This is a genomic window from Ruminiclostridium papyrosolvens C7 (assembly GCF_000421965.1).
Taxonomy (GTDB): domain Bacteria; phylum Bacillota; class Clostridia; order Acetivibrionales; family DSM-1351; genus Ruminiclostridium; species Ruminiclostridium papyrosolvens_A.
In genome coordinates, this window is the sequence record NZ_ATAY01000019.1 from 60,328 (window position 1) to 83,201 (window position 22,874).

At 37.6% G+C, this 22,874-nt stretch carries 16 protein-coding genes, 1 pseudogene and 1 riboswitch; of the genes and pseudogenes, 16 read left to right on the forward strand and 1 reads right to left on the reverse strand.

Annotated elements, in window-relative coordinates; all coding sequences use genetic code 11:
• Positions 1–6 precede the first annotated feature (6 nt).
• The 14 genes and pseudogenes from L323_RS24855 to L323_RS24920 all read left to right on the forward strand — a co-directional run bounded on the left by L323_RS24855 (position 7) and on the right by L323_RS24920 (position 17,317).
• Positions 7–1,857: a sulfite exporter TauE/SafE family protein gene (locus tag L323_RS24855; RefSeq protein WP_242835238.1), complete on the forward strand. Its 1,851-nt coding sequence runs from the start codon at positions 7–9 to the stop codon at positions 1,855–1,857.
• Positions 1,858–1,893: 36 nt separating this feature from the next.
• Positions 1,894–4,386: a heavy metal translocating P-type ATPase gene (locus tag L323_RS24860; protein WP_020814356.1), complete on the forward strand. Its 2,493-nt coding sequence runs from the start codon at positions 1,894–1,896 to the stop codon at positions 4,384–4,386.
• A 125-nt stretch (positions 4,387–4,511) separates the two neighbouring features.
• A riboswitch (cyclic di-AMP (ydaO/yuaA leader) is annotated at positions 4,512–4,653 on the forward strand.
• Complete coding sequence (locus L323_RS24865; protein ID WP_020814357.1) at positions 4,654–5,550, forward strand: C40 family peptidase; 897 nt, start codon at positions 4,654–4,656, stop codon at positions 5,548–5,550. It begins immediately after the preceding riboswitch.
• Positions 5,551–5,794: 244 nt separating this feature from the next.
• Complete coding sequence (locus L323_RS24870) at positions 5,795–6,871, forward strand: uroporphyrinogen decarboxylase family protein (RefSeq protein WP_020814358.1); 1,077 nt, start codon at positions 5,795–5,797, stop codon at positions 6,869–6,871.
• On the forward strand, positions 6,852–7,541 hold the full coding sequence (locus L323_RS24875) for an HAD family hydrolase (RefSeq protein ID WP_020814359.1): 690 nt from the start codon (positions 6,852–6,854) through the stop codon (positions 7,539–7,541). The genes L323_RS24870 and L323_RS24875 overlap by 20 nt, the downstream gene beginning before the upstream one ends.
• Before the next feature lie 37 nt (positions 7,542–7,578).
• Positions 7,579–9,129, forward strand: a complete 1,551-nt coding sequence (locus L323_RS24880; protein ID WP_020814360.1) for an ABC transporter substrate-binding protein — start codon at positions 7,579–7,581, stop codon at positions 9,127–9,129.
• Positions 9,126–10,067, forward strand: coding sequence for an ABC transporter permease (locus L323_RS24885; RefSeq protein WP_020814361.1), 942 nt, complete (start codon positions 9,126–9,128; stop codon positions 10,065–10,067). The genes L323_RS24880 and L323_RS24885 overlap by 4 nt, the downstream gene beginning before the upstream one ends.
• A 10-nt stretch (positions 10,068–10,077) precedes the next feature.
• Positions 10,078–10,878, forward strand: coding sequence for an ABC transporter permease (locus L323_RS24890; RefSeq protein WP_020814362.1), 801 nt, complete (start codon positions 10,078–10,080; stop codon positions 10,876–10,878).
• A gap of 22 nt (positions 10,879–10,900) precedes the next feature.
• Positions 10,901–11,878: an ABC transporter ATP-binding protein gene (locus L323_RS24895; RefSeq protein WP_020814363.1), complete on the forward strand. Its 978-nt coding sequence runs from the start codon at positions 10,901–10,903 to the stop codon at positions 11,876–11,878.
• Position 11,879: 1 nt separating this feature from the next.
• On the forward strand, positions 11,880–12,836 hold the full coding sequence (locus L323_RS24900) for an oligopeptide/dipeptide ABC transporter ATP-binding protein (protein ID WP_031341793.1): 957 nt from the start codon (positions 11,880–11,882) through the stop codon (positions 12,834–12,836).
• An 18-nt stretch (positions 12,837–12,854) separates the two neighbouring features.
• Complete coding sequence (locus L323_RS24905) at positions 12,855–13,769, forward strand: alpha/beta hydrolase (protein ID WP_020814365.1); 915 nt, start codon at positions 12,855–12,857, stop codon at positions 13,767–13,769.
• A 111-nt stretch (positions 13,770–13,880) separates the two neighbouring features.
• Positions 13,881–15,512: a hydroxylamine reductase gene (hcp, locus tag L323_RS24910; protein WP_020814366.1), complete on the forward strand. Its 1,632-nt coding sequence runs from the start codon at positions 13,881–13,883 to the stop codon at positions 15,510–15,512.
• 164 nt (positions 15,513–15,676) lie between these two features.
• Positions 15,677–16,570 (forward strand): annotated as a pseudogene (locus L323_RS24915) (glycoside hydrolase family 11 protein); the annotation flags it as partial.
• 210 nt (positions 16,571–16,780) lie between these two features.
• Positions 16,781–17,317: a pyridoxamine 5'-phosphate oxidase family protein gene (locus tag L323_RS24920; RefSeq protein WP_020814368.1), complete on the forward strand. Its 537-nt coding sequence runs from the start codon at positions 16,781–16,783 to the stop codon at positions 17,315–17,317.
• Positions 17,318–17,387: 70 nt separating this feature from the next.
• Here the strand turns inward: L323_RS24920 and L323_RS24925 are convergent, their stop codons facing one another.
• The gene (locus L323_RS24925) at positions 17,388–18,431 is read right to left on the reverse strand and encodes a peptidylprolyl isomerase (protein ID WP_020814369.1); all 1,044 of its coding nucleotides are present in this window, start codon (positions 18,429–18,431) and stop codon (positions 17,388–17,390) included.
• 238 nt (positions 18,432–18,669) lie between these two features.
• Between L323_RS24925 and L323_RS24930 the strand changes: the two genes are divergently transcribed.
• Complete coding sequence (locus tag L323_RS24930; RefSeq protein WP_020814370.1) at positions 18,670–20,403, forward strand: glycosyl hydrolase; 1,734 nt, start codon at positions 18,670–18,672, stop codon at positions 20,401–20,403.
• A 37-nt stretch (positions 20,404–20,440) separates the two neighbouring features.
• The gene (locus L323_RS24935; RefSeq protein ID WP_020814371.1) at positions 20,441–22,777 is read left to right on the forward strand and encodes a glycoside hydrolase family 9 protein; all 2,337 of its coding nucleotides are present in this window, start codon (positions 20,441–20,443) and stop codon (positions 22,775–22,777) included.
• Positions 22,778–22,874: the final 97 nt, after the last annotated feature.

Here is a 22,874-nt window from a genome sequence, read left to right on the forward strand (position 1 = left end):
GGAAATATGATGAATATAATTCTTCAAGTAGAAGGCATGACATGTATGGGCTGCGAAACAAGAATAGAGAATGCAGTTAAAAAACTGGACGGAATTGAAAATGTTAAAGCAATTTACAGTAGTTCAAATGTTTACGTAACCTACAATGCAGATGCCGTTAAGCTGAATACAATAATAGAAACAGTTGAAAGACTGGATTATACTGTAAAAAATAAGCCCAAAGATATGTCAAATAACATACAGACTTCAAATACTCCCGATAAAAATCCGGAGTGGCCGGGAGTAGGGCAAATTGCAGGAATAGCAGTAATTATACTCGCCCTTTATGTAATTATAAAAAATACGATTGGTTTTAATTTTGTACCTGAAGTGAACCAGTCAATGGGGTACGGAATTCTGTTTTTTATAGGGCTGTTGACATCACTGCATTGTGTAGCCATGTGCGGAGGAATAAATCTATCGGTATGTGTCCAATACAAACCCGTATCAGGTGTTTCGGGGCTAGCTAAATTAAAACCTAGCATATTATATAATTTGGGACGTGTAATTTCCTATACCATTGTAGGTGGAATTGTTGGAGGAATAGGCTCAGTTGTAAGTTTTTCAGGTTCTGCTAAGGGTGTAGTTGCAATTCTTTCTGGTATTTTTATGGTTATAATGGGTATAAATATGTTGAATATTTTCCCTGTACTTAGAAAATTGAATCCCAGAATGCCTAAGATCTTTGCCCAAAAAGTACATGAAAGCAGCGGAAGCCGTGGGCCTTTGTTGGTTGGAATGCTGAATGGACTTATGCCCTGCGGACCTTTACAGGCAATGCAGCTATATGCCCTGGGTACGGGAAGTGCTATGGCAGGAGCCTTATCAATGTTTCTATTCAGTCTTGGGACGGTTCCCCTGATGTTTGGGTTTGGTGCTGTCAGCTCATTCCTCAGCAGCAAATTTACACACAAAATGATGAAGGTAAGTGCTGTACTGGTATTGATTCTTGGTATTATAATGTTAAACAGAGGGCTTTCACTTTCTGGATTCAATACAAGCGTAGTCCTTGGTGCATCATCTTCTGAAGGAGGAGTTGCAAAAATAGAGGGAAATGTTCAGGTAGTTACTACAAAGCTTGATTCCGGCAGGTACAGTCCTATAACGGTTCAAAAAGGTATCCCTGTAAAATGGACAATTACAGCTGATTCAAGTGATATAAACGGCTGTAACAACAGAATAAACATACCTGAATACAATATTGAGAATATGCCATTGAAGGCCGGAGAAAATATTATTGAATTTACCCCGGACAGTGAAGGAAAATTTGTATACAGCTGCTGGATGGGAATGATTAGCAGCAATATAAAGGTTGTCAGCAATTTGTCGACCCTCAGTGATGAAGACATAACAGGCGACACCGATTCTCAGGGGGCTGTTTCCGGTTCAGGAGGGTGTTGCGGAGCAGCCGCGAAGGCTACTAAATTTGCAAACGGGAAGATTCCTACTGACGAGGTAGCCATTTCAAAGGTAAACGGGGATAAACAGGAGGTAACTGTAACAGTAAACGATTATGGGTATTCACCTGCGGTTGTTGTTTTGCAAAAAGGAATACCTGCAAAAATAAAGTTTAATACAGAACAATTAAACATATGCAATAGCATAGTTGTATTTCCGGAGTATCAGGCACAGATGGATTTGAAAAGTGAAAAGGAAACACCTGAATTGTCGCCGACTCTTGACTTTACTTTCCAATGCGGAATGGGGATGTTACACGGCTATGTAAAGGTGGTAGATAATATAAATACAATTAATATCGAAGACATAAAGAATGAAGTAAACAGCTATACACCATCTGCAGGAGGGTGCTGCGGCTAATGTATACAATATTACAACAATAAAGGAGCAGATAAAATGGATAGGAAAGAATCCCTTAAAATCACAGGTATGAGCTGTGCGGCTTGCGCAGCAAGGATTGAAAAGGGTCTGAATAAGCTTGAAGGAGTAAATAATGCAAATGTTAATTTTGCGGTAGAAAAAGCAACCGTTGAATACGATGACAGTATCACCGATTCGGCGAAATTTCAGGAAATAATTGAAAAGCTGGGTTATGGCGTTATAAAAGAAAGCCCAAAATCCGGAAACAAAGTTGAATTAAAGCTTTCCGGTATGTCCTGTGCAGCATGCTCTGCAAAAATTGAAAAAAAGCTTAATAAGACCGAAGGAATTGTTAAAGCAGCCGTAAACCTTGCCACTGAAAAGGCAAATATTGAATACGACCCGTCAGCGGTAAAAGTTTCAGACATAATTAAAATAGTTGAAGGCTTGGGCTATGGGGCGGAAAAGGCCGAGGAGGTAAACAGGGATACTGAGAAAGAGCAAAGGGAGAAGGAAATAAAATCCTTGAAGCTTTCTCTGATTGTATCGGCAGTACTGAGTACTCCTCTTGTACTTGCAATGATTCTGGGAATGTTGAATCTGGGCAGCCCTTTGCTTTCGCTGCTTCATAATCAGTATTTTCAGATGATAATAGCAACTCCGGTACAGTTTATAATCGGTTTCAGATTTTATAAACATGCATATTACGCATTGAAATCCAGAAGTGCCAACATGGATGTATTGATAGCCATGGGTACATCTGCTGCATATTTTTTCAGTCTTTACAATGTTTTCTTTGAGGAAGTTCATAAAGGCATGATGAAAGACCTCTACTTTGAGGCCGCAGCGGTTATTATTACGCTTATTTTATTGGGCAAATACCTTGAAGCGGTTGCAAAGGGTAAAACTTCAGAAGCAATAAAGAAGCTTATGGGCTTGCAGGCTAAGACAGCCAGAGTACTCAGGAACGGTACTGAAGAAGACATACCTATAGAAGATGTTCTGCCAGGTGATGTTGTTGTTGTAAGACCGGGAGAAAAAATACCTGTTGACGGTAAAATATTAGAAGGTAATTCATCCATAGATGAATCAATGCTGACAGGTGAAAGCCTTCCAGTTGAGAAAAAAGCAGGCGATGTTGTAATTGGAGCAACCATAAACAAATTCGGAACCTTCCGTTTCGAAGCCACAAAGGTAGGCAAGGATACTGCATTGTCACAAATAATCAAGATGGTTGAAGATGCCCAAGGCTCAAAGGCTCCAATTCAGAAGATTGCCGACAAGGTTTCAGGTATATTTGTTCCTGTAGTTGTGGCAATTGCGGTATTAACCTTTGTAATATGGCTGCTGGTAACCGGTGATGTGACAAAGGCAATAGTAAGTGCGGTAGCAGTTCTGGTTATAGCGTGTCCATGTTCTCTTGGGTTGGCAACTCCCACCGCAATAATGGTAGGTACCGGAAAAGGTGCTGAAAACGGCATACTTATTAAAGGCGGAGAACATCTGGAAATGGCTTATAAGCTAAACGCTGTAGTTCTTGATAAAACAGGAACAATTACAAAAGGCGAGCCGGAAGTTACCGATATAGTTGTTATAGACACTTCCTATACTGAAAAGGAAATATTAAGGCTTGGGGCAATTACTGAAAAAAGTTCAGAGCATCCTTTGGGTGTAGCAATTTATGAGCATGGTAAAAAAGATCTTGGTAATATAAATGACCCTGACAAATTTGAAGCTATACCGGGAAGAGGCGTAATGTCTGTTATAGACGGTAAAACCATTTATATTGGTACCAGAAAGCTTATGAATGAACAGGGAATTGATATGGGGAGTGTTGAAGCTGCTATTGAAAGACTTGAGGACGAAGGCAAAACAGCAATGCTGATGTCTATAAACAATATTCTGACAGCACTTGTTGCAGTTGCGGATACATTGAAGGAAAGTTCAAAGGATGCAATTGCAGAGTTGAAAAATATTGGCATTGACGTATATATGATTACAGGTGACAATGAAAGGACTGCTAATGCTATTGCAAAGCTTGTAGGAATAACTAATGTACTGGCGGAGGTGCTTCCTGAAAACAAGGCAGAGGAAGTAGAGAAGCTAAAAGCACAAGGCAAAATAGTTGCAATGGTTGGTGACGGAATAAACGATGCTCCGGCTTTAGCTACTGCAGACATTGGCTTGGCAATAGGCACAGGTACGGATGTTGCCATTGAAGCAGCAGATATTACCCTTATGAGGGGGGATTTAAGAACCATTCCAGCTGCCATAAGACTATCAAGAAAAACAATGACCAAAATAAAACAAAACCTATTCTGGGCGTTTTTCTACAATATTATAGGTATACCATTCGCAGCACTGGGATTACTTAATCCAATGATTGCAGGAGGGGCTATGGCCTTCAGCTCTGTATCGGTAGTAACGAATTCATTGAGCCTGAAGGGTTATGAGCCAATGGATAACCGTAAGTTTGATACTGTTGAGGAATGGCAGGAACAGGAGTGGAAAACGGGGAAAAAGCAATAAACATATATTACCAGAGCTTTGACCCCGCAAAGTCTTATCAATAATTCGAATTATATATTGACTGCTTGTATTTTTTGACTTAATTAAAGGAGGTGGTAAGGAAATCTATTTTATATAGAAGCAGTCAAAAAAATTTGCTGAATCTTCGTTATAGATGGCGAAGTACGGAGGAACCAAGAAAAAGGGGGTTAATCCATTTTATATGGTAGGGTGATCCTATTACCCGAACCCGGCAGCTAACTTCGGAAGCACACTATAGGAGGAATAATGAAACAAAAGATTACTAAGGCACTTGCAGGATGTATTATTGCCCTGATTTTTGCATTTGCATCTACGGCTGTAATGGCCGCTACAATGCCTGCAAAAGTAACAGGTACAAACGTAAAAATGAGAAAGGCACAAACAACATCTTCCTCAATTGTTACCAAATTGACAAATGCAAAAGTAACTGTCACCGACTTCTCAAAAGGCTGGTACAAGGTTTCGTATAACAAGAAAACCGGCTGGGTTAACGGTAATTATGTTAAGTTGCAGCCTGTAAATGGAGTTATAAATGCAAATGGTGTCAATTTCAGGAAAAGTGCCGGAACTTCTGGCAAGGTTATAAGCTCGCTTAAAAAGAGTACTTCCGTACAGATTCTCGGTGTTGTAAAGGGTTGGAACAAGGTTAAGATAGGTTCAAAGGTGGGCTATGTATCATCTAAATTTGTGAATATTTCATCTGCCAGCACAAAAACTTCCAGATCGGCAAGTGTAGTTGCATTTGCTGCCATTGAGGACGATGGCTCCGTAAACAGCAAACTAATTGCGTATGCCCGTGAGTTTGAAGGGGTCAGATATGTTTATGGCGGGACGAATCCACAGACTGGTTTTGATTGTTCGGGTTTTGTAGGCTACGTATACAAAAAGTTCGATGTCAATCTTAACAGGTCGGCACAAGGTATGTATTCCAACGGAGTTAAGGTATCAAAGGCTCAGTTAAAGGCAGGAGATATCTTGTTTTTTGATGCTTCAAGTAGAAAAGCATCAGGACAAATAGACCACGCCGGAATTTATATTGGTGGTGATACCTTTATTCATGCATCTTCATCAAACGGCAAAGTCCGTGTACAAAAGCTGTCTGAATACAGGGGTACTTATATTGGAGCAAAAAGAGTAATTTAGAAATCATGTAAATATAAATAATTCATAGCCGCAAAATTCATCTTTTGATGTTTTTTGCGGCTTTTTGTTACTGTATTAGCGGTATGGGACGCAGATTGACATCATCAACCAATTAAAGTATAATTAGGATAATAATTACAAAATATTTATAAAAAGTAAATCTAATTATGTAGAAATTAGAATATCAGCTGATGTTCATTGCTTTTTGTTGAAGGGATTTTATTGGAAACGGGAGGAATGAGTAGTGTGTGTGGATCAAATGACACCAAGGGAAAGAATGTACGCATTTAAACATCAGCAGGCTATTGACAGAATACCTTGCGGTCTTTGTCCTGGAGATTATATATATAAATTGGTGGGAGACAGTGTTTCTGATTTATATTTATCTTCCAAACAAATTGTAAAATCCCAAATTCAGGCTCGACAAGTTTATGAAATACAGTCTGCCGGTACCGGACCAGTAGTAAACGGTATAGCCGAAGCGGTGGGCTGTAAAGTAATTTATCCTAAACATGACACACCTTACATATCTGAACATATCATTAATGATTACGGTGATTATAAGAGGTTGGAGATTCCCGAACCCCGAAAAAGCGGAAGATTAAATATTATATTAGAAGCACTTGAGGAACTCTTGGAATGTTTGGGAAACGAACTTCCTATTGTATCTGAAATTCCCGGTCCGTTGACAACTGCATCCAATTTGAGGGGAATAGAGAATTTAATGATTGATTTATATGAAAATCCGGAGTTTGCAAAGGAAATAATTGAATTTTCATTAAGGTGTACTGTTGAATATATGAATGAAGCCTCAAAACTAGGGGTTGAATTTAGTATTTCAGACCCTGTGGCATCTCTTATAGGTGATTCGTTTTTTCAAGAATTTGAATTTCCGTTTCTAAAAGAACTAGTACAAAATGTCGTAAATTTGACAAAAGAAACTCCATTATTACATATCTGCGGAAACACTACAAAATTGCTGGGACAGATTGCAGACACGGGAGCAGGGATAATCAGTCTTGATGAAAAGGTGGATATGGAAGCTGCTAAAAATGAAATAGGCACTAAGATTGCATTGTATGGAAATATAAGTCCTACTAAGGTAATGTTGTCAGGATCTCCTCTTGAAATTTGTATTGAGGCGAAAAAATGCATACAAAAAGCTTATGATAATCCGAAAGGATTTGTACTGGGTCTTGGTTGCGGTATGCCAATCGATACGCCGGAAGAAAATATTTATGCGTTGCTTGAATCAGCCAGAAAATTTGGCCGATATCCGTTAAAAGGGGAGCTTAATATAAATGAGAATATCTGCTATTAGCATTGATATGTTTCAAACACTAATCAATGTGGATAAAAGAGCTGAAAATATCTGGATGGCGATATTAGGAGAAGAATACCATCCGGATTCAATAAAAAAATACATACAGGATTATTACATATTTTTAAGTAAAGTAATGGGAAAGGTTTATGAGAGAAATGAATTTATCAACTTGAGAACAATTTTTACAAATGTATTTTTACTTATAAAACATACTAACAACTACAATTATTTAGCTGAAGAAGCAGCTGACATTTTGATGGAAGAACACTCAAAGGCGTGTTTCTTTAATGATGCTTCTGAATTTTTAAACCAGTGGAATCATTCTTGTCAGTTATGGATATCAAGTGATGCGGATCATATAATGATTGACCCATTGTTATCTAAAATAGAATTTGACAAGAAATTTATATCTGAGGATTTAAAAGCATATAAGCAGGATAAAAAAGACAGATTTTTTAAAAAGGTACTTTCAGAAACGTGTATTGAAAGACAGGAAATATTGCATATCGGAGACAGTCCCTCTGATGTAATCGGAGCAAAGAATGTAGGAATAAAAACCTGTTGGATTAACCGTCTGAAGACGAAATGGATTAAACAATCCACGCCAGATTATATAATATACGATTTAATGGAATTACCCGAACTTTTGCAGAAAATTGAAGGATAAACAGCTAAGAATAAAAAAGTTAAAGGAGGAACATAAAATGTATTTAGCAAAAAAGTTAAAGGGTACATTAGTTTTGGTTTTATCCCTTTCTTTCCTTTTAGGAGTTACAGGATGCAGCAGCAATAATCCTTCTCCGATAACCAACACCAACACGGAAGGTACTGTGAAGAACGGAGGAAACTTTATATTTGGTATAACAACTGAGCCGGATCATCTTGATCCATATCTTGCATCGGCTGCAGAGACACGTGAGATTCTTTTTAATATTTTTGAAGGTCTTGTCAAATCCGATAAGGATGGGAATATTATCCCTGCGGTAGCTGAAAGCTATGAGGTTTCCAAGGACTCTCTTACATATAGCTTTAAGATAAGAAAATTATTAAAATTCCATAATGGAAGTGATGTTACTTCTGCCGATGTTAAATATTCTCTGGAAAAGGCTATGAGCTTATCGGTGGCAGGTATGGATAATGTTAAGTCAGTGGATGCACCCGATGCTTCTACTATAAAGGTTAATCTGAAGAGTGCCGATAGTGATTTTTTACCATACCTGACTATTTCCATTGTACCAAAGGATTATTCAGATGGCGATGTCCATCCAATAGGAACAGGCCCATTTGTATTTGATTCTTTTACACCTCAACAATCCTTAATATTAAAGAAAAACCCCAATTACTGGCAGAAAGAATTACCTCATCTTGATAAAGTAACTTTTAAAATTGCATCTGATACAAATGCTTTGTTGTTGGAATTACAAGCAGGGAGCATAGACGGGTCAACAGTTTATAATGATCAGACCCTGTCCAAGCAGCTTGATCCCAATACCTTTAAGATTGAACAGGCAAATTCCAATTCGGTACAGCAATTAAATCTAAATAATGCCGTAAAGCCTTTTGACAATATTAAAGTACGTCAGGCAATCAGTTATGCAGTGGACCCTGACGAAATAATAGAAACTGTGGTATATGGAAAAGGTACAAGAGTCGGAACACCGGTAATACCGGGTTTAAGGACTTACTTTGATTCAAGCCTGACTAATGCATATAAAAAGGACTTAGAAAAGGCAAAACAATTGTTAAGTGATGCTGGTTATCCCAACGGTTTTAGCTTTACAATCTCTGTACCATCAAATTACCAGGTTCATGTGGATTCAGCACAAGTAATCGTAAATCAGCTGAAAAGTATTGGTATTACTGCTTCTATAAAACAGGTGGATTGGGCTACCTGGTTAAGTAAGGTCTATAAGGAAAGACAATACGAAGCTACTATTATTTCTGTAGATGGAATCAATGTATCCCCCAGAAGTTACTTGGAAAGATATGTTTCAACCAATGCATCAAATTTTATAAACTATAAGAGTTCAGAGTTTGATTCAATTTACAAGAAAGCAAAAGATGAATCGGATGCTTCAAAAAGGGTAGAATTGTACAAGGAGGCACAGCAAATGTTATCCAAAGATGCTGCAAGTGTGTATATTCAGGATATTGCGGCATTGACTGCACTAAGAAAAAATATATCAGGATTTACACCATACCCGTTATATGTCTTTGATGCTTCAACCCTGTATTATACTAGTGAATCAAAATGAAATACATACTCAGAAGATTTGTAACTCTACTTTTGACCCTGTTTTTAGTATCGGTTTTAACCTTTATAGCATTTGATATTATTCCCGGTGATCCTGTGGAATTAATTCTGGGAACACAGGCATCACCGGAAAGAATAACGGCTTTAAGAACGCAGTTAGGATTAAATGAAAGCTTGCCCGTCAGATATTTTGACTGGTTATCAGGATTATTAAAGTTTAATGCCGGAAACTCAATTCAGTATTCAAGACCGGTTAATTCGCTGATTTCCAACAGCTTTCCCGTAACTGCATGGCTGACTTTTATATCATTTTCACTTATTGTGCTTTTTTCAATACCCCTTGGTATATTTGCGGCAAAGTGGAAAAACAAATTAATTGATAAGATTATCAGCACGGTAACAATGTTTAGTGTATCAGTTCCAAATTTCTTTCTGGGAGTCATTTTCATATGGCTGTTCGGAATTGTTTTTAAATTGTTTTCACCGGGAAGATATGTGGATTATCATGAAAATTTTATAGGCTTTTTGAATTATTTGATATTCCCTGCATTGGCAATTGCAATACCAAATATAGGAATATCGGTAAAATTTTTAAGGACATCTCTTATAGGTCAAATGAATGCAGACTATGTCAGAACTGCCTACAGTAAAGGCAACGGGGACATTGCTGTCCTGTGCAGACATGTTTTCAGAAATGCTTTAGCACCTTTAATGACTTTATTCGGCATGATAATTGTTGAAATCTTGTCAGGCAGCATAGTAATAGAGCAGGTGTTTGCATTACCGGGTATAGGTCGTTTACTGATTTCATCAATAACCTTCCGGGATTTACCTGTAATCGAATCACTTGCCATCTATATTGCTTTTATTGTAGTATTTATTAATTTTGCAGTTGATATAGCATTACAGTTAATTGACCCGAGGATAAAAATAAAGTAAGGACATAGGCATGAATAAAAAAAATGATTTTGATATGAAACTTGGCTTTTTTATAATAGGTATAGTAATTTCTCTAGCTGTTAGCAGCTTTTTTTATACACCTTATGACCCATACACAATGGATATATCACATAGATTTAACGGGGTGTCAATCAAACATTTACTTGGTACTGACAACTTCGGAAGGGATATTTTCAGCCGTGTAATAACAGGGGCCCGGTTTACACTTTTTGTTGCAATATGTACTGTATCGTCTGGAACATTGTTCGGAATAATTTTAGGACTTACAGCCGGTTATTTGGGAGGTGTGGCCGACGAAATCATTATGAGGATTATTGACGCCATAAACTCATTCCCTGCCATTTTACTTGCGTTAGTTATGGTAACTGTCCTTAATCAGGGTAAATACACTATTATTGTAGCATTGTGCATACTGTTTGTACCAAGTTTTACAAGAATCGTAAGAAGCGGCACGCTACAATATAAAAATAATGAATTTGTAAAGCTTGCTCAGGTAATAGGTGCATCACCATTACGAATTATGTTTGTTCATATTCTGCCAAATCTTTATCCTACGCTGCTTTCGGCAATTGTGGTAGGTCTGTCCAACGCTATATTGGCTGAATCGGGAATGAGCTATTTGGGACTTGGAATTCAACCACCTATACCAAGTTGGGGACGTATGCTATACGAAGCACAAACTCATTTGTTCCATTCACCTCTCAGCGCATTTGTACCCGGGATGTTTATAATCATTACTGTACTGGGCTTTAATTTTCTTGGAGAAGGTATTCGTAAAAGACTTAATTGATAAATATCATACTGGAGGGACAATGTCGGATATATTACTGGAAGCGGAAAATCTAGCTATAGACATAAAAAATCAAAATACGAACTTAACCTTTGTTGATGGTATAAATTTTAGTGTGAAAAAAGGTGAAATTTATGGAATCGTTGGAGAATCCGGTTGTGGTAAGAGCTTGCTTGCACATTCAATAGCAGGTCTTCTGCCGGAAAACGTTAAAATTTCAAGTGGAAGAATAATGTTTGACGGAGTTAATCTGTTGAATTTAAATAAAAAGGAATTCCGAAAAATGAAGGGAAAAGATATTTCCATGGTTTTTCAGGAACCTTTGACTTCATTGAATCCATTAATGAAGATAGGCAGGCAGGTTTCTGAGAATCTAAAAATACACACTGATTTAACAGAGAATGAAATACAAAAAGAAACTCTTAATATATTAAAAAAAGTAGGCCTTAATAATCCGGAAGAATTGGTAAACTGTTATCCTCACCAATTATCGGGAGGAATGAGGCAGCGAATTATGATAGCATCTGCAATAATCTGCAAGCCGAAACTGGTTATTGCAGATGAGCCTACAACTGCGCTGGACGTTACAATACAGTCACAGATTTTGAATTTATTGCAGGACATAAATAAAACCTATGGCTGTGCAATTATATTTATTTCACATGATTTAGGTGTTATAAGCCGTATTTGCGACAGAGTAGCTGTGATGTACTTCGGAAACATAATTGAAGAAGGAGACACAAAGAGTGTTTTTTCCAAACCCCAACACCAATATACAAAAGGACTGATTGACTCTATTCCCACAAAGGACAAAAAAGGTCTTAGCCTTGTAAATATACCGGGTAAGGTTCCCGGCATAACTGAAAAAAAGGAAGGCTGCTATTTTGCAAAGCGTTGTACAAAGGCCAAAGAAAGATGTTTTAAAACTAAGCCGGAATATACTTTAATAACCCATAACCATAAGGTGAGCTGTTTTTTAGCTGGGGAAACAGGTGAATAAAATGACTGAAAAATCTAACTACATCTTAGAAATTAATAATCTCAGTAATTATTATAATAAAGCAAAACTAAAGGTTCTGAAAAATGTCTCATTTAATATCAGACATGGTGAAATTTTTGGTCTTGTAGGAGAAAGCGGCTGTGGAAAATCAACACTTGGCAGGTCAATAGCAGGGCTAGTGGAAACAGACGGCACCATTGCAATTGATGGAGAAATTGTAGGTAAAAAAAGAAGTATGACATTATGCAAAAAAGTGCAAATGATTTTTCAAGACCCATTAAGTTCCTTAAACCCGTGCAAAAAGGTAGGCTGGATACTTGAAGAGCCTCTCAGGATCCATAAAATTGGCAGTAAAAGAGAAAGGAAGAACGAAGTAGTCCAAATACTGGAGATTGTGGGTCTTGATTCATCATACTATGAACGATATCCCAGAGAGCTAAGTGGAGGACAGAGACAGCGTGTAAGTATAGCCTGTGCCCTGATGCTTAAACCCAGGCTGATTATTGCAGATGAACCTGTTTCAGCACTTGATGTCTCTATACAGTCTCAAATACTTAATCTCTTAAAAAACCTGCACGATAGTCTGCAGTTATCATTTTTATTTATTTCTCATGACCTGAATGTAATTTACTATCTGTGTGACAGAGTAGCAGTAATGTATTCCGGCCGAATAGTTGAACTTGCAAAAGCAGAAGAAATTTACAGATTGCCTTTGCACCCGTATACAAGGGTTTTGCTTTCGTCTGTTCCTGAAATGTCAGGTGCAACTGTTTTTTCACGTATGGATAAAGAAGCAGAGCTAAATGAAAAAGTAGATAAAGATATTTTAGAAAAAGGCTGCGTGTTTTACAGCCGTTGCCCTGGAGCCAAGGAAAAATGCAAAAGAGAGGTCCCTGAATTAAAATGTATTGAAGGAAACGATTCTTTAAAGCATCATGTCAGTTGTCATTTTGTTTGATAGGGAGGTAATGCATCAATGGGAAACTCACAAAGTTTTTATTTTTCTTCCTTTGATGGAACCACATTATATGTAAAGCACTGGTATTCTATAAAAAGTCAGAAAAAAGGACTTATACTGATAGCACACGGCCTTGGAGAAACAGCAGATTATTATGATGATTTTTGTACTGAAGCAATAGGCTATGGGTTTGATGTGGTTATTCCTGAGGCCAGAGGACACGGTAAAACGGCTGGAGAAAAGGGTGGCAATCCCGGTAAAGACAGTATGCATAATATGGTGGAAGATTTAAATGAACTACTTCAAGCCGTCAAAAGAGATAATTCTTACAACAAAGTAGTATTGCTGGGGCATAGTTTAGGCTCTCTGGTAGCACAATTATTTGCTATAAAATATAGTGAACAGCTTATTGGCCTTGTTCTTACAGGTATTCCTTATCTGGACAATATTAATGAATTGCTTGCTATTGTAAATAGGGAGATTGAATCAAGAGGACTCAAAGCACCTTGTACAGATGCATTTCAAACTTTATTTTCAGGTATTAATAAACCCTTTGAGCCTGTTAAAACAGATTTGGACTGGATAACAAGTGATGAAAATATGGTAAAAGAATCACTTGCGTTGCCGTCCACTTTTGTTTTGTTTAGCAATGAGTTTTATCGCGATTTTTTTAAATCTGTAAAAGAAACCAATGAAACTGCAAACTGGCATAATATTTCAAGTTCCTGTTCAATTTTACTTTTAAGTGGTGGAATGGATGCCATGAGCCAATATGGCCGAAGCATAAAGGAAAAATATACTCAGTTGACGGCTATTGGCATAAAAAATTTACGATATAAGATATATGAAAATCTGCGGCACAGTATTTTAAGAGAGGTATCACGCCAAGAGGTTATAAGAGATATATTGGAATGGATTAGATTACGTATATAATCTGTAATGCCAAAATCATAGACCTTGTTGCATTTGCAACAACTCTGAAAATAGTTTTCTTGTATGATTATAGTATTAAAGCCAAGAGACTATTATTCAGGAGGATTTGTCATGGGCATGTTTTGCTACCAATGTCAGGAAACTGGGAGAAACAAAGGCTGTGAATTTGGTGGTGTTTGCGGCAAAAGTGAAGACCTTGCAGATTTGCAGGATCTTTTAATATATACTCTTAAAGGAATTTCAGAAATTATAATAATAGGAAAGCTTGACATTAAAAGCATATCTTATGTAAACTATGAAGTTATAAAAAGTTTGTTTATGACAATAACAAATGCTAATTTTGATGATGATATTATTATAAGAAAAATTAATCAAATGCTTTGTATCAGAAATGAATTAAGAAGTAAAGTATCTGTAGAAAATCTAAATGATGCGGCCACATTTGAAATAGCAACCGCAAACGATATGGTGTATAAAGCGTCATATGTCGGTATGATACCCAAGGATAATGAGGATGTCAGGTCTCTGAAACACCTTATTTTATTTGGGATAAAGGGGCTGGCTGCATATACTTATCATGCATTGAATCTCGGGAGGGAACTTGAAACTCTCTACGCTTTTATCTATGAAGCACTGGAAGCAACACTGAAAACAGACCTTACAATTGAATACCTTGTTACCCTCGCCATGAAGGCGGGTGAGGCAGGTGTTAACGCAATGGCACTTTTAGATGAGGCAAATACTTCCAAGTACGGTAATCCGGAAATAACAAAAGTTAATATAGGAGTAAGGAAAAATCCCGGTATTCTTATATCCGGCCATGATTTGACCGACCTGGAACAGCTTCTTGAACAAACTCAGGGAACAGGGGTTGATGTTTACACTCATAGTGAAATGCTGCCGTCACATTATTATCCGGCATTTAAGAAATATAGTAATCTAGCCGGAAATTACGGCAATGCATGGTGGAAGCAAGAAGACGAGTTCGTTTCCTTTAACGGGCCAATTCTTTTTACCACAAACTGCATAGTCCCGCCAATTAACGAAGAAGTAAAGTCAAGAATCTTTACTACAGGAATTTCGGGCTTTCCGGGCTGTATCCATATTGATACTGATTCTGACGGTAAAAAAGACTTTTCTAAAATAATAGAACTTGCAAAAACTCTGAAACCACCTGTAGAGATTGAAGCAGGAAATATAGTAGGTGGATTCGCACATAATCAAGTTTTTGCTTTGTCTGATAAAGTAGTAGATGCAGTAAAAACCGGAGCCATAAAAAAGTTTTTTGTAATGGCAGGATGTGACGGAAGAATGGAAAGCAGAGAGTATTACACCCGATTCGCAAAAAAACTTCCAAAGGATACCGTTATTCTTACAGCCGGGTGTGCTAAATACCGTTATAACAAATTAGACCTTGGAGACATCGGAGGAATTCCCAGAGTGCTAGATGCAGGTCAGTGTAATGATTCATATTCACTTGTAATGATTGCAATGAAATTAAAAGAAGTATTGGAACTTCAGGATATTAACGACCTTCCAATTGTATATAATTTATCATGGTATGAACAAAAAGCAGTATTAGTTCTTCTTGCCTTGCTGTATTTGGGTGTCAGGAACATTCATCTTGGCCCTACACTGCCGGCATTCTTATCTCCAAACGTTACAAAATTTCTTGTAGATAACTTTGGCATTGGAGGGATTGGAACAGTAGATGCTGATATTAAACTACTTATGGAAATGTAATTTAAGGATCGTATAAGCTGTGGGATTAAATGGTAAATATTCATAAACATTACGGAAAATTTTTAACTTTATTTGTGGAAATTGCACCAAATAGTAGATAATGATTGTAAATTATGATATAATTGGAAAAGTAACAAAAAATTTATAAGAAAGGAGGATATTAAATGAAAAAGAAAATAATGAAGGCCCTGACTTTGGGCTTATCAATCGCATGTTGTACCTTTGCTTTAAATGTACAGGCAGCAACAACGATTACTGAAAATCAAACCGGAACCATTGACGGATACAATTACGAGTTGTGGAAGGATAATGGTACTACAAGTATGACTTTAAATGGTGGCGGCAAGTTCAGCTGCCAGTGGAGTAATATCAATAATGCATTATTCCGTACTGGTAAAAAGTACAATGAGACTCAGACACATCAGCAACTTGGAACCATCTCATTGGATTACGCAGCAAACTATCAACCATCAGGAAATTCATACTTGGCTGTCTATGGTTGGACAAGCAGCCCACTTGTAGAGTATTACATCATCGATAGCTGGGGCAGCTGGAGGCCACCTGGAGCTACATCAAAGGGAACCATTACTGTTGATGGCGCTACATATGACGTATACGAGACTACTCGTGTAAACCAACCTTCAATTAAAGGTACTGCAACTTTTGAGCAGTATTGGAGTGTTAGGACATCGAAACGTACAAGCGGAACAATATCCGTAAGTGAACACTTCAAAGCATGGGAAAAGATGGGTATGACAATGGGTAAGATGTATGAAGTTTCACTCGTTGTAGAAGGATACCAAAGCAGCGGTAAAGCGGACATTACTACTATGTCACTTAACGTTGGCGGCGGAACTCAGCCTGTAGTAAAAGGTGATTTAAATGCTGATGGAAGTATCAATGCTTTAGACTTTGCAGCACTAAAATCACATTTAGTAGGAGCTACAAAACTTTCAGGAACAGCTCTTACTAATGCTGACGTTAACGGAGATGGTCAAGTAGACGCTCTCGATTTCGCTTTAATGAAAAAGTTTATATTAGGTATAATAACTACTTTCTAAGATGAAGTAGTACTGTGCTATAAACAAAAAGGAGCATCGTACCTTAAAAGAGGTAAGCGATGCTCCTTTTTAGTGAGCATGGTAAGGGGCTTTATGTCTGCCCGGGTCAAGGAAATAAATACCATATAGCTGTTGAGTTGACAGATTTTATGTGTTACTCTAGCTGTAGGAGCTAATTAAGGGTAATAAAATAAGGAGTGTGTTTTTATGGATTATAATAAGGCGGCTTCCTATTGGACCGAAAAGGAAGAAAAGGCGTTTCAGATGAACCGTGATGAACTTTTGACAAGGGTAGAGGAGTTTATTATGACACATAATACTTGTGCCTTAGCAACAGGCTTCAGTGATTTTGTCCGTTGCACGCCAATCGAATACACCTATAAAGACGGTACATTCTGGCTGCTTTCTGAGGGTGGTCTGAAATTTAGGGGGCTGGAGGGAAATAAAAATGTCTGCCTTGTCATCTACGATGAGTATACAGGGCTCGATCATTTGGGCGGTATGCAGGTAAACGGTGTGGCAGAACTTGTGGAACCCTGGACAAGTGAATACATGGAGCTGTTGGCTTTGAAGAATATTTCCGCCCAGAAACTGAAAAAGCTTCCAACCACCTTGTACCTTATTAAAATAACACCAACTCGCATTGACTTTGTCTGTTCAGAGATTCATAAATTAGGCTTTGATACCAGACAACATTTGTGTTTTTCCGATAGTAATGCTGATGATTTGGATTTGCATGGCTGAACTAACTAGATAGACTAAAAAAATAGACTAAAAAATGGATTGTTTTTCAACAATCCATTTTTTGAATTCTTTAAGGCACTTTTATTGCATTTAATACCGATTCATTTTTTACTACTTTATATTTTTTGTCTTTTCTCCAAGCGTTTAAATCATCATCATATTTTTTGGTAATATAGCTGCTTTTTATATCATCTTTTAATTGCGTAAATGAGTAAATTTTCATTAGCTTCATTACATGATAGCCATATGAGGTTTTAACAATACCCGTATCTCCGACTTTCTTTGCCGTATCTATTGCCCAGTTCTGAAATTCCGGTACAAACTGGTCGTTTTTCATTACGGTGTATTTTCCGCCTGTTTCTTTGGAACCCGGATCTTCTGAAAGCTCTTTTACAAGTGCTGCAAAATCCGATTTGGGATCATTAATTTTTAATAAGGTGTCTTCTGCTTTTTTTCTTGCTTCGGCGTCTTTTTCGGGAGTGGATTGATTGTTTTCGTCTGTGGTCAGGAACAGTATATGTCCTACAATTACCTTGTAAAACTTATCTTTGTTGCTATTATAAAAATTTTTAAGCTCAGTATCGGTGCATTTATACTTATTTTGAGTCTCTGATGCAAATTTTCTTACTATGTAGGCGTTGTTATAAAAACTTTTGAATTGAGAAAGGGTAAATCCTGTCTCATTTTTAATAACCTTTTCTTGATCTACGGCTGTTGATGCAAGAGAACTTAGATACGAACTCATATTAGAGTTGAATTCATCCGTTTCCTTTTTAGTTAATGTTGTTTTTGTAGCATTAGCCTTTGAAAGCTGAATTTTAAAATCTACGATGTTATCAAGAGCTAGTTTTTTCGCATATTCAGATGCTTTCATATTGTTAATACTTGCATTCCAATCAACATTATATGAATTAAAATAGCTTTGTATCATTGAAATGGCATCTTTAAGAAAAAAGTTGTATTCTTCCTTTGAAATCTTTTCAGTTCCCACCTTTGCAACATATGTTTCCGGAGTGGCTGTCTTTGTAGTCGCTGCAAAAGTATTTGCGGCCGGAATCACCGACGTTAATACTAATGCAACAACAACAAGTGCATTAACAAACTTCCTATACATTTTTTACCTCCTGTTTTGACCGCTATGCGGCAAAAATTTAATGTTAAAAAAACCCACTATATATAATTAAACACCTAGCTTCCAAAATCCTCTAATTTATTATAAAAAATTACTTTTTTTAATCAATTGTAAGAAGCACGAAAATGTAATAATATATGTATATAAAGCTATTTTATGACATTTATGTAAAATGACATAATGTAGTTAAAATTAAATTATTGAAAGGAGGGGATTAAACATGGATAAAAAATTCTTTTTAAAGGTTTTCTTAGTATTGGGATTGACAGCACTGATACCATTAATGTCAGTTGCAAATGTTCCTGCAAGTGCCATGTCAGCAGAAGGTGTAAAGTATGAATTTGAAAACGGCGTTCAGAATAATGCTGAAATTCATACGGACTATATTGGGAAAACCGATGATGGCCTGACATTCGACCTAAGTGGTGCAACTTGTAGTTTTATCGGACAAAAGGGAACAAGCACTTCTGTTAATGTTGACATTGACCAGGCAGGACTTTACGAATTGGTTGTCCGCTATGCACAACCATATGACAAGACCAAGAAGGTGCAGTATCTCAATGTCAACGATTCCAATCAGGGAGAGGTTAGCTTTCCGTACACTCTGAGTTGGAAGGAAATGTCTGCAGGAATTGTCAAGCTCAACAAGGGTACTAACAATATTGAATTTGAAAGTTACTGGGGATACACTTTTTTTGACTACCTTATTGTTAAGCCTGCAGATGAAAGTATTACGGGTCTGAAAGTTGAAAAAAAGCTGGTTAACCCTGATGCTACAAAAGAAGCAAAAGCACTTATGAGCTATCTTGTTGACGTTTATGGAAAGCATATCATCTCAGGACAGCAGGAACTTTGCGGGTCTCATAACTATGACGGCTCAGAGGCAGAGTTTACCTATATTAAGGACAAGACAGGTAAGCTGCCAGCATTAAGAGGGTTTGACTTTATGAACTACAGAGGCAATGGCTTGTTATGGGATGATCTTTGTGCCGAACGTGTCATTGACTGGTACAAAAATAAAGGCGGTATACCAACAGTTTGCTGGCACTGGTTTTCACCCGGAAATATCGGCAAAAAAGCTGATAACAACTTCTATACAGAAAGCACAACTTTCAGTATATCAAAGGCTCTGACATCGGGAACTGCCGAAAATACCGCGCTGCTTAACGATATTGAATTTATGGCAGGAAAATTCAAACAGCTTCAGAATGCAGGTGTACCTGTACTTTTCAGACCACTCCATGAGGCAGAAGGTGGATGGTTCTGGTGGGGTGCCGAAGGCCCTGAGAATTGTGTTAAGCTGTACAGGCTGTTATACGACAAATTTACAAATGAATATCATTTAAACAATATCATATGGGTTTGGACATCCTATACATATGACACATCTTCAAAATGGTATCCTGGTGATGATGTAGTTGATATTCTTGGTTATGACAAATACAATGCCAAGGATGGACTGCCAAACGGAAGTGCTATTTCTTCAACCTTCTATAATATGGTTAAACTCACCAATGGTAAGAAGCTTGTGACCATGAGTGAAAATGATACAATTCCGCAGGTTTCTAACCTTACAAATGAGATGGCCGGCTGGTTGTATTTCTGCCCTTGGTACGGATGGTATCTTACAGGAGAGCAAAATAATCCGGTTGATTGGCTAAAACAAATGTATACCAGCGATTACTGTATCACACTGGACGAGCTTCCTGATCTTGAAACTTACCCATTCCCGTCAGGCGGGGATACTCCGACAATCATGTACGGTGATTTGAATGGAGATAAACTAATCGATGCAATTGATCTTGCTTTATTAAAAAAATGTATATTAGACAACAATCAGAGTATAAAGTCAGCGGATGTTGACGGTAACGGTTCTGTAGATGCTATAGATTTTGTATATATGAAGAAATTTCTGACAGGTGAAATTTCCAGCTTTCCCGCAAGTGGAAAGTAATTGATTTTTTTGTTATTTAAAGAAAGGAAGATATAATATGAAAAAAGGATCGATTTTAAAGGTAACAAGAGCTTCTATAATGAGCATTGTTATCCTTGCTATGCTTGTAACTTCATTCACCGTTATGAATGTAAGTGCAGCAGGTACAGACTACAACTATGCAAAATTATTACAGTACTCACAATATTTTTACGATGCAAATATGTGCGGTACCGAAGTTAGCGAAAAAAACCAATACACTTGGCGAAATGATTGCCATATTTACGATGCAAAACTACCGCTAGATTCAAAAAATACAAATATGACAGATAGCTTTATAAGCCAAAATAAGAGTGTACTTGACCCTGACGGAGACGGAATGGTGGATGTTTCCGGTGGTTTTCATGATGCAGGTGACCACGTAAAATTCGGTATGCCTGAAGCATACTCCGGTTCAACCCTCGGATGGGGATTTTATGAATTCAGGAATCAATATGTTACAACAGGACAAGACAGCCATATTAAAACAATATTAAGATATTTCAATGATTACTTTATGAAAAGCACTTTCCTTGATTCTACCGGTAAGGCTATAGCATTCTGCTACCAGGTTGGAGACGGGGATGTAGACCATGCATACTGGCAAGCACCTGAAGTTGATGAAATGTTCAGAAGAGGCTGGTTTGCAACTGATGCAATGCCTTCAACCGATTGTGTGTCAGCAGCAGCTGCTTCACTTGCAGTTAATTACATGAATTTTAAGGACGAAGACCCAGCATATGCAGAAAAATCCCTTAAATATGCTAAAGCCTTATTCCAATTTGCAGAAAGATGTCCCAGCAAATCAGTAAACACAGACGGACCTAAAGGCTATTACACATCATCAAAATGGCAGGATGATTACTGCTGGGCTGCATCATGGCTGTATTTGGCAACAAAGGATGACCATTACCTTGACGAAACTCTAAAGAACTTTGATTACTATGCACCTTCATGCTGGACACATTGCTGGAACGATGTTTGGGCAGGTACAGCATGTATTATTGCTGAAATAGATGACTTAATTGATAAAAACGGACAAGTATTGGAAGACAGATACAAAACTGCTACAAATAAGAGCCCATATGAAGAAATTAATTTTTGGAGTCAGATAGCAAAGACAGTAGATGGTTGGATGTCAGGTAAAAATGTTACAATATCACCTGCCGGATACGCTTTCCTGAATCAATGGGGTTCTGCAAGATATAATACAGCTACCCAGCTGCTAGCACTTGTTTATGATAAGAATCATGGCGATACTCCATCAAAATACAGCCAATGGGCTAAGTCACAGATGGATTACCTGTTAGGAAACAATCCGTTAAATCGCTGTTATGTAGTAGGATACAGTGATAATTCCGTAAAATATCCTCACCACAGGGCTGCATCTGGATATGCTACTGCCGAAGGAACCGGCCCTCAGAAATATGTTCTTTATGGTGCATTGGTTGGAGGCCCTGATGCCAGTGACCAACATAAGGATATTACCTCAGACTACGTGTACAATGAAGTAACTATAGACTATAATGCTGCCTTTGTCGGAGCTAGTGCAGGTATTTACAGATACTTCGGAAACTCAACAATGCAGGTTACACCTAATTTCCCACCACCACCAGCCGAAGACAATCCTGAAGACCCTTCCGGTTCCGCATATTGGGTGGAAGGTTTCTGTGTGGATGTAGCTCAATCTGACGGACCAAAAGCAACTGAAGTTACTTTATATGTAAAATCCAATGTTTCTAAAACTTCAAAAAATATTTCTGTAAGATACTACTTCGATTCTACAGGAATGACATCACTTGACCCTAACAAAATTGAAATGAGACAGTTGTATGACCAGACGGCTGCAGAAACAGATTATGCAGCTGAAATTTCAGGGCCACACCTCTATAAAGATAAAATTTATTATATAGAAGTAAAATGGCCTAATTATGTAATTGCAAATTCCAACAAGAAATATCAGTTTGCTATAGGTACATATGCTTGGCAAAATTACTGGAATCCTACTGATGACTGGAGCCATCAGGGCTTAAAAGTTGTTGAGGACAGCTGGAAAGGTACACCTGAAAAGGCAGACAATATCTGTGTTTATGACAATGGCGTTCTAGTCGGTGGTGTTGAGCCTGATGGAACTACACCGGGAGGAAATACTCCTGAGCCGACAATTAAACCGGGTGACCTAAATAGTGATAAAGCTATAGATGCTTTGGATTTGACATTGTTAAAAATGCATTTGTTGGGAATCAAAGTTCTTGCAGGAGATGCGCTGAAAGCGGCAGATATAGATGCTAGCGGTACAGTTGATGCTATTGATTATGTTCAGTTGAAGAAAATTATATTGACACAAGCATTATAACTAAAAAATGTAAAAGGGAGTTTGCATAACTACTGAAAAGTAGCTAAGGAAGCTCCCTTTGCTTTTACTTAATTTAGGCTGTTTTACTTTCAAGAGG

Bases quoted from the DNA above. Each gene is read 5' to 3' on its own strand.
- L323_RS24855 (WP_242835238.1), top strand. From the start codon at position 7: ATGATGAATATAATTCTTCAAGTAGAAGGCATGACATGTATGGGCTGC.
- L323_RS24925 (WP_020814369.1), bottom strand. From the start codon at position 18,431: ATGTATAGGAAGTTTGTTAATGCACTTGTTGTTGTTGCATTAGTATTA.
- L323_RS24930 (WP_020814370.1), top strand. From the start codon at position 18,670: ATGGATAAAAAATTCTTTTTAAAGGTTTTCTTAGTATTGGGATTGACA.
- L323_RS24865 (WP_020814357.1), top strand. From the start codon at position 4,654: ATGAAACAAAAGATTACTAAGGCACTTGCAGGATGTATTATTGCCCTG.
- L323_RS24895 (WP_020814363.1), top strand. From the start codon at position 10,901: ATGTCGGATATATTACTGGAAGCGGAAAATCTAGCTATAGACATAAAA.
- L323_RS24885 (WP_020814361.1), top strand. From the start codon at position 9,126: ATGAAATACATACTCAGAAGATTTGTAACTCTACTTTTGACCCTGTTT.
- L323_RS24875 (WP_020814359.1), top strand. From the start codon at position 6,852: ATGAGAATATCTGCTATTAGCATTGATATGTTTCAAACACTAATCAAT.
- L323_RS24890 (WP_020814362.1), top strand. From the start codon at position 10,078: ATGAATAAAAAAAATGATTTTGATATGAAACTTGGCTTTTTTATAATA.
- L323_RS24880 (WP_020814360.1), top strand. From the start codon at position 7,579: ATGTATTTAGCAAAAAAGTTAAAGGGTACATTAGTTTTGGTTTTATCC.
- L323_RS24905 (WP_020814365.1), top strand. From the start codon at position 12,855: ATGGGAAACTCACAAAGTTTTTATTTTTCTTCCTTTGATGGAACCACA.
- L323_RS24935 (WP_020814371.1), top strand. From the start codon at position 20,441: ATGAAAAAAGGATCGATTTTAAAGGTAACAAGAGCTTCTATAATGAGC.
- L323_RS24920 (WP_020814368.1), top strand. From the start codon at position 16,781: ATGGATTATAATAAGGCGGCTTCCTATTGGACCGAAAAGGAAGAAAAG.
- L323_RS24860 (WP_020814356.1), top strand. From the start codon at position 1,894: ATGGATAGGAAAGAATCCCTTAAAATCACAGGTATGAGCTGTGCGGCT.
- hcp (WP_020814366.1), top strand. From the start codon at position 13,881: ATGGGCATGTTTTGCTACCAATGTCAGGAAACTGGGAGAAACAAAGGC.
- L323_RS24900 (WP_031341793.1), top strand. From the start codon at position 11,880: ATGACTGAAAAATCTAACTACATCTTAGAAATTAATAATCTCAGTAAT.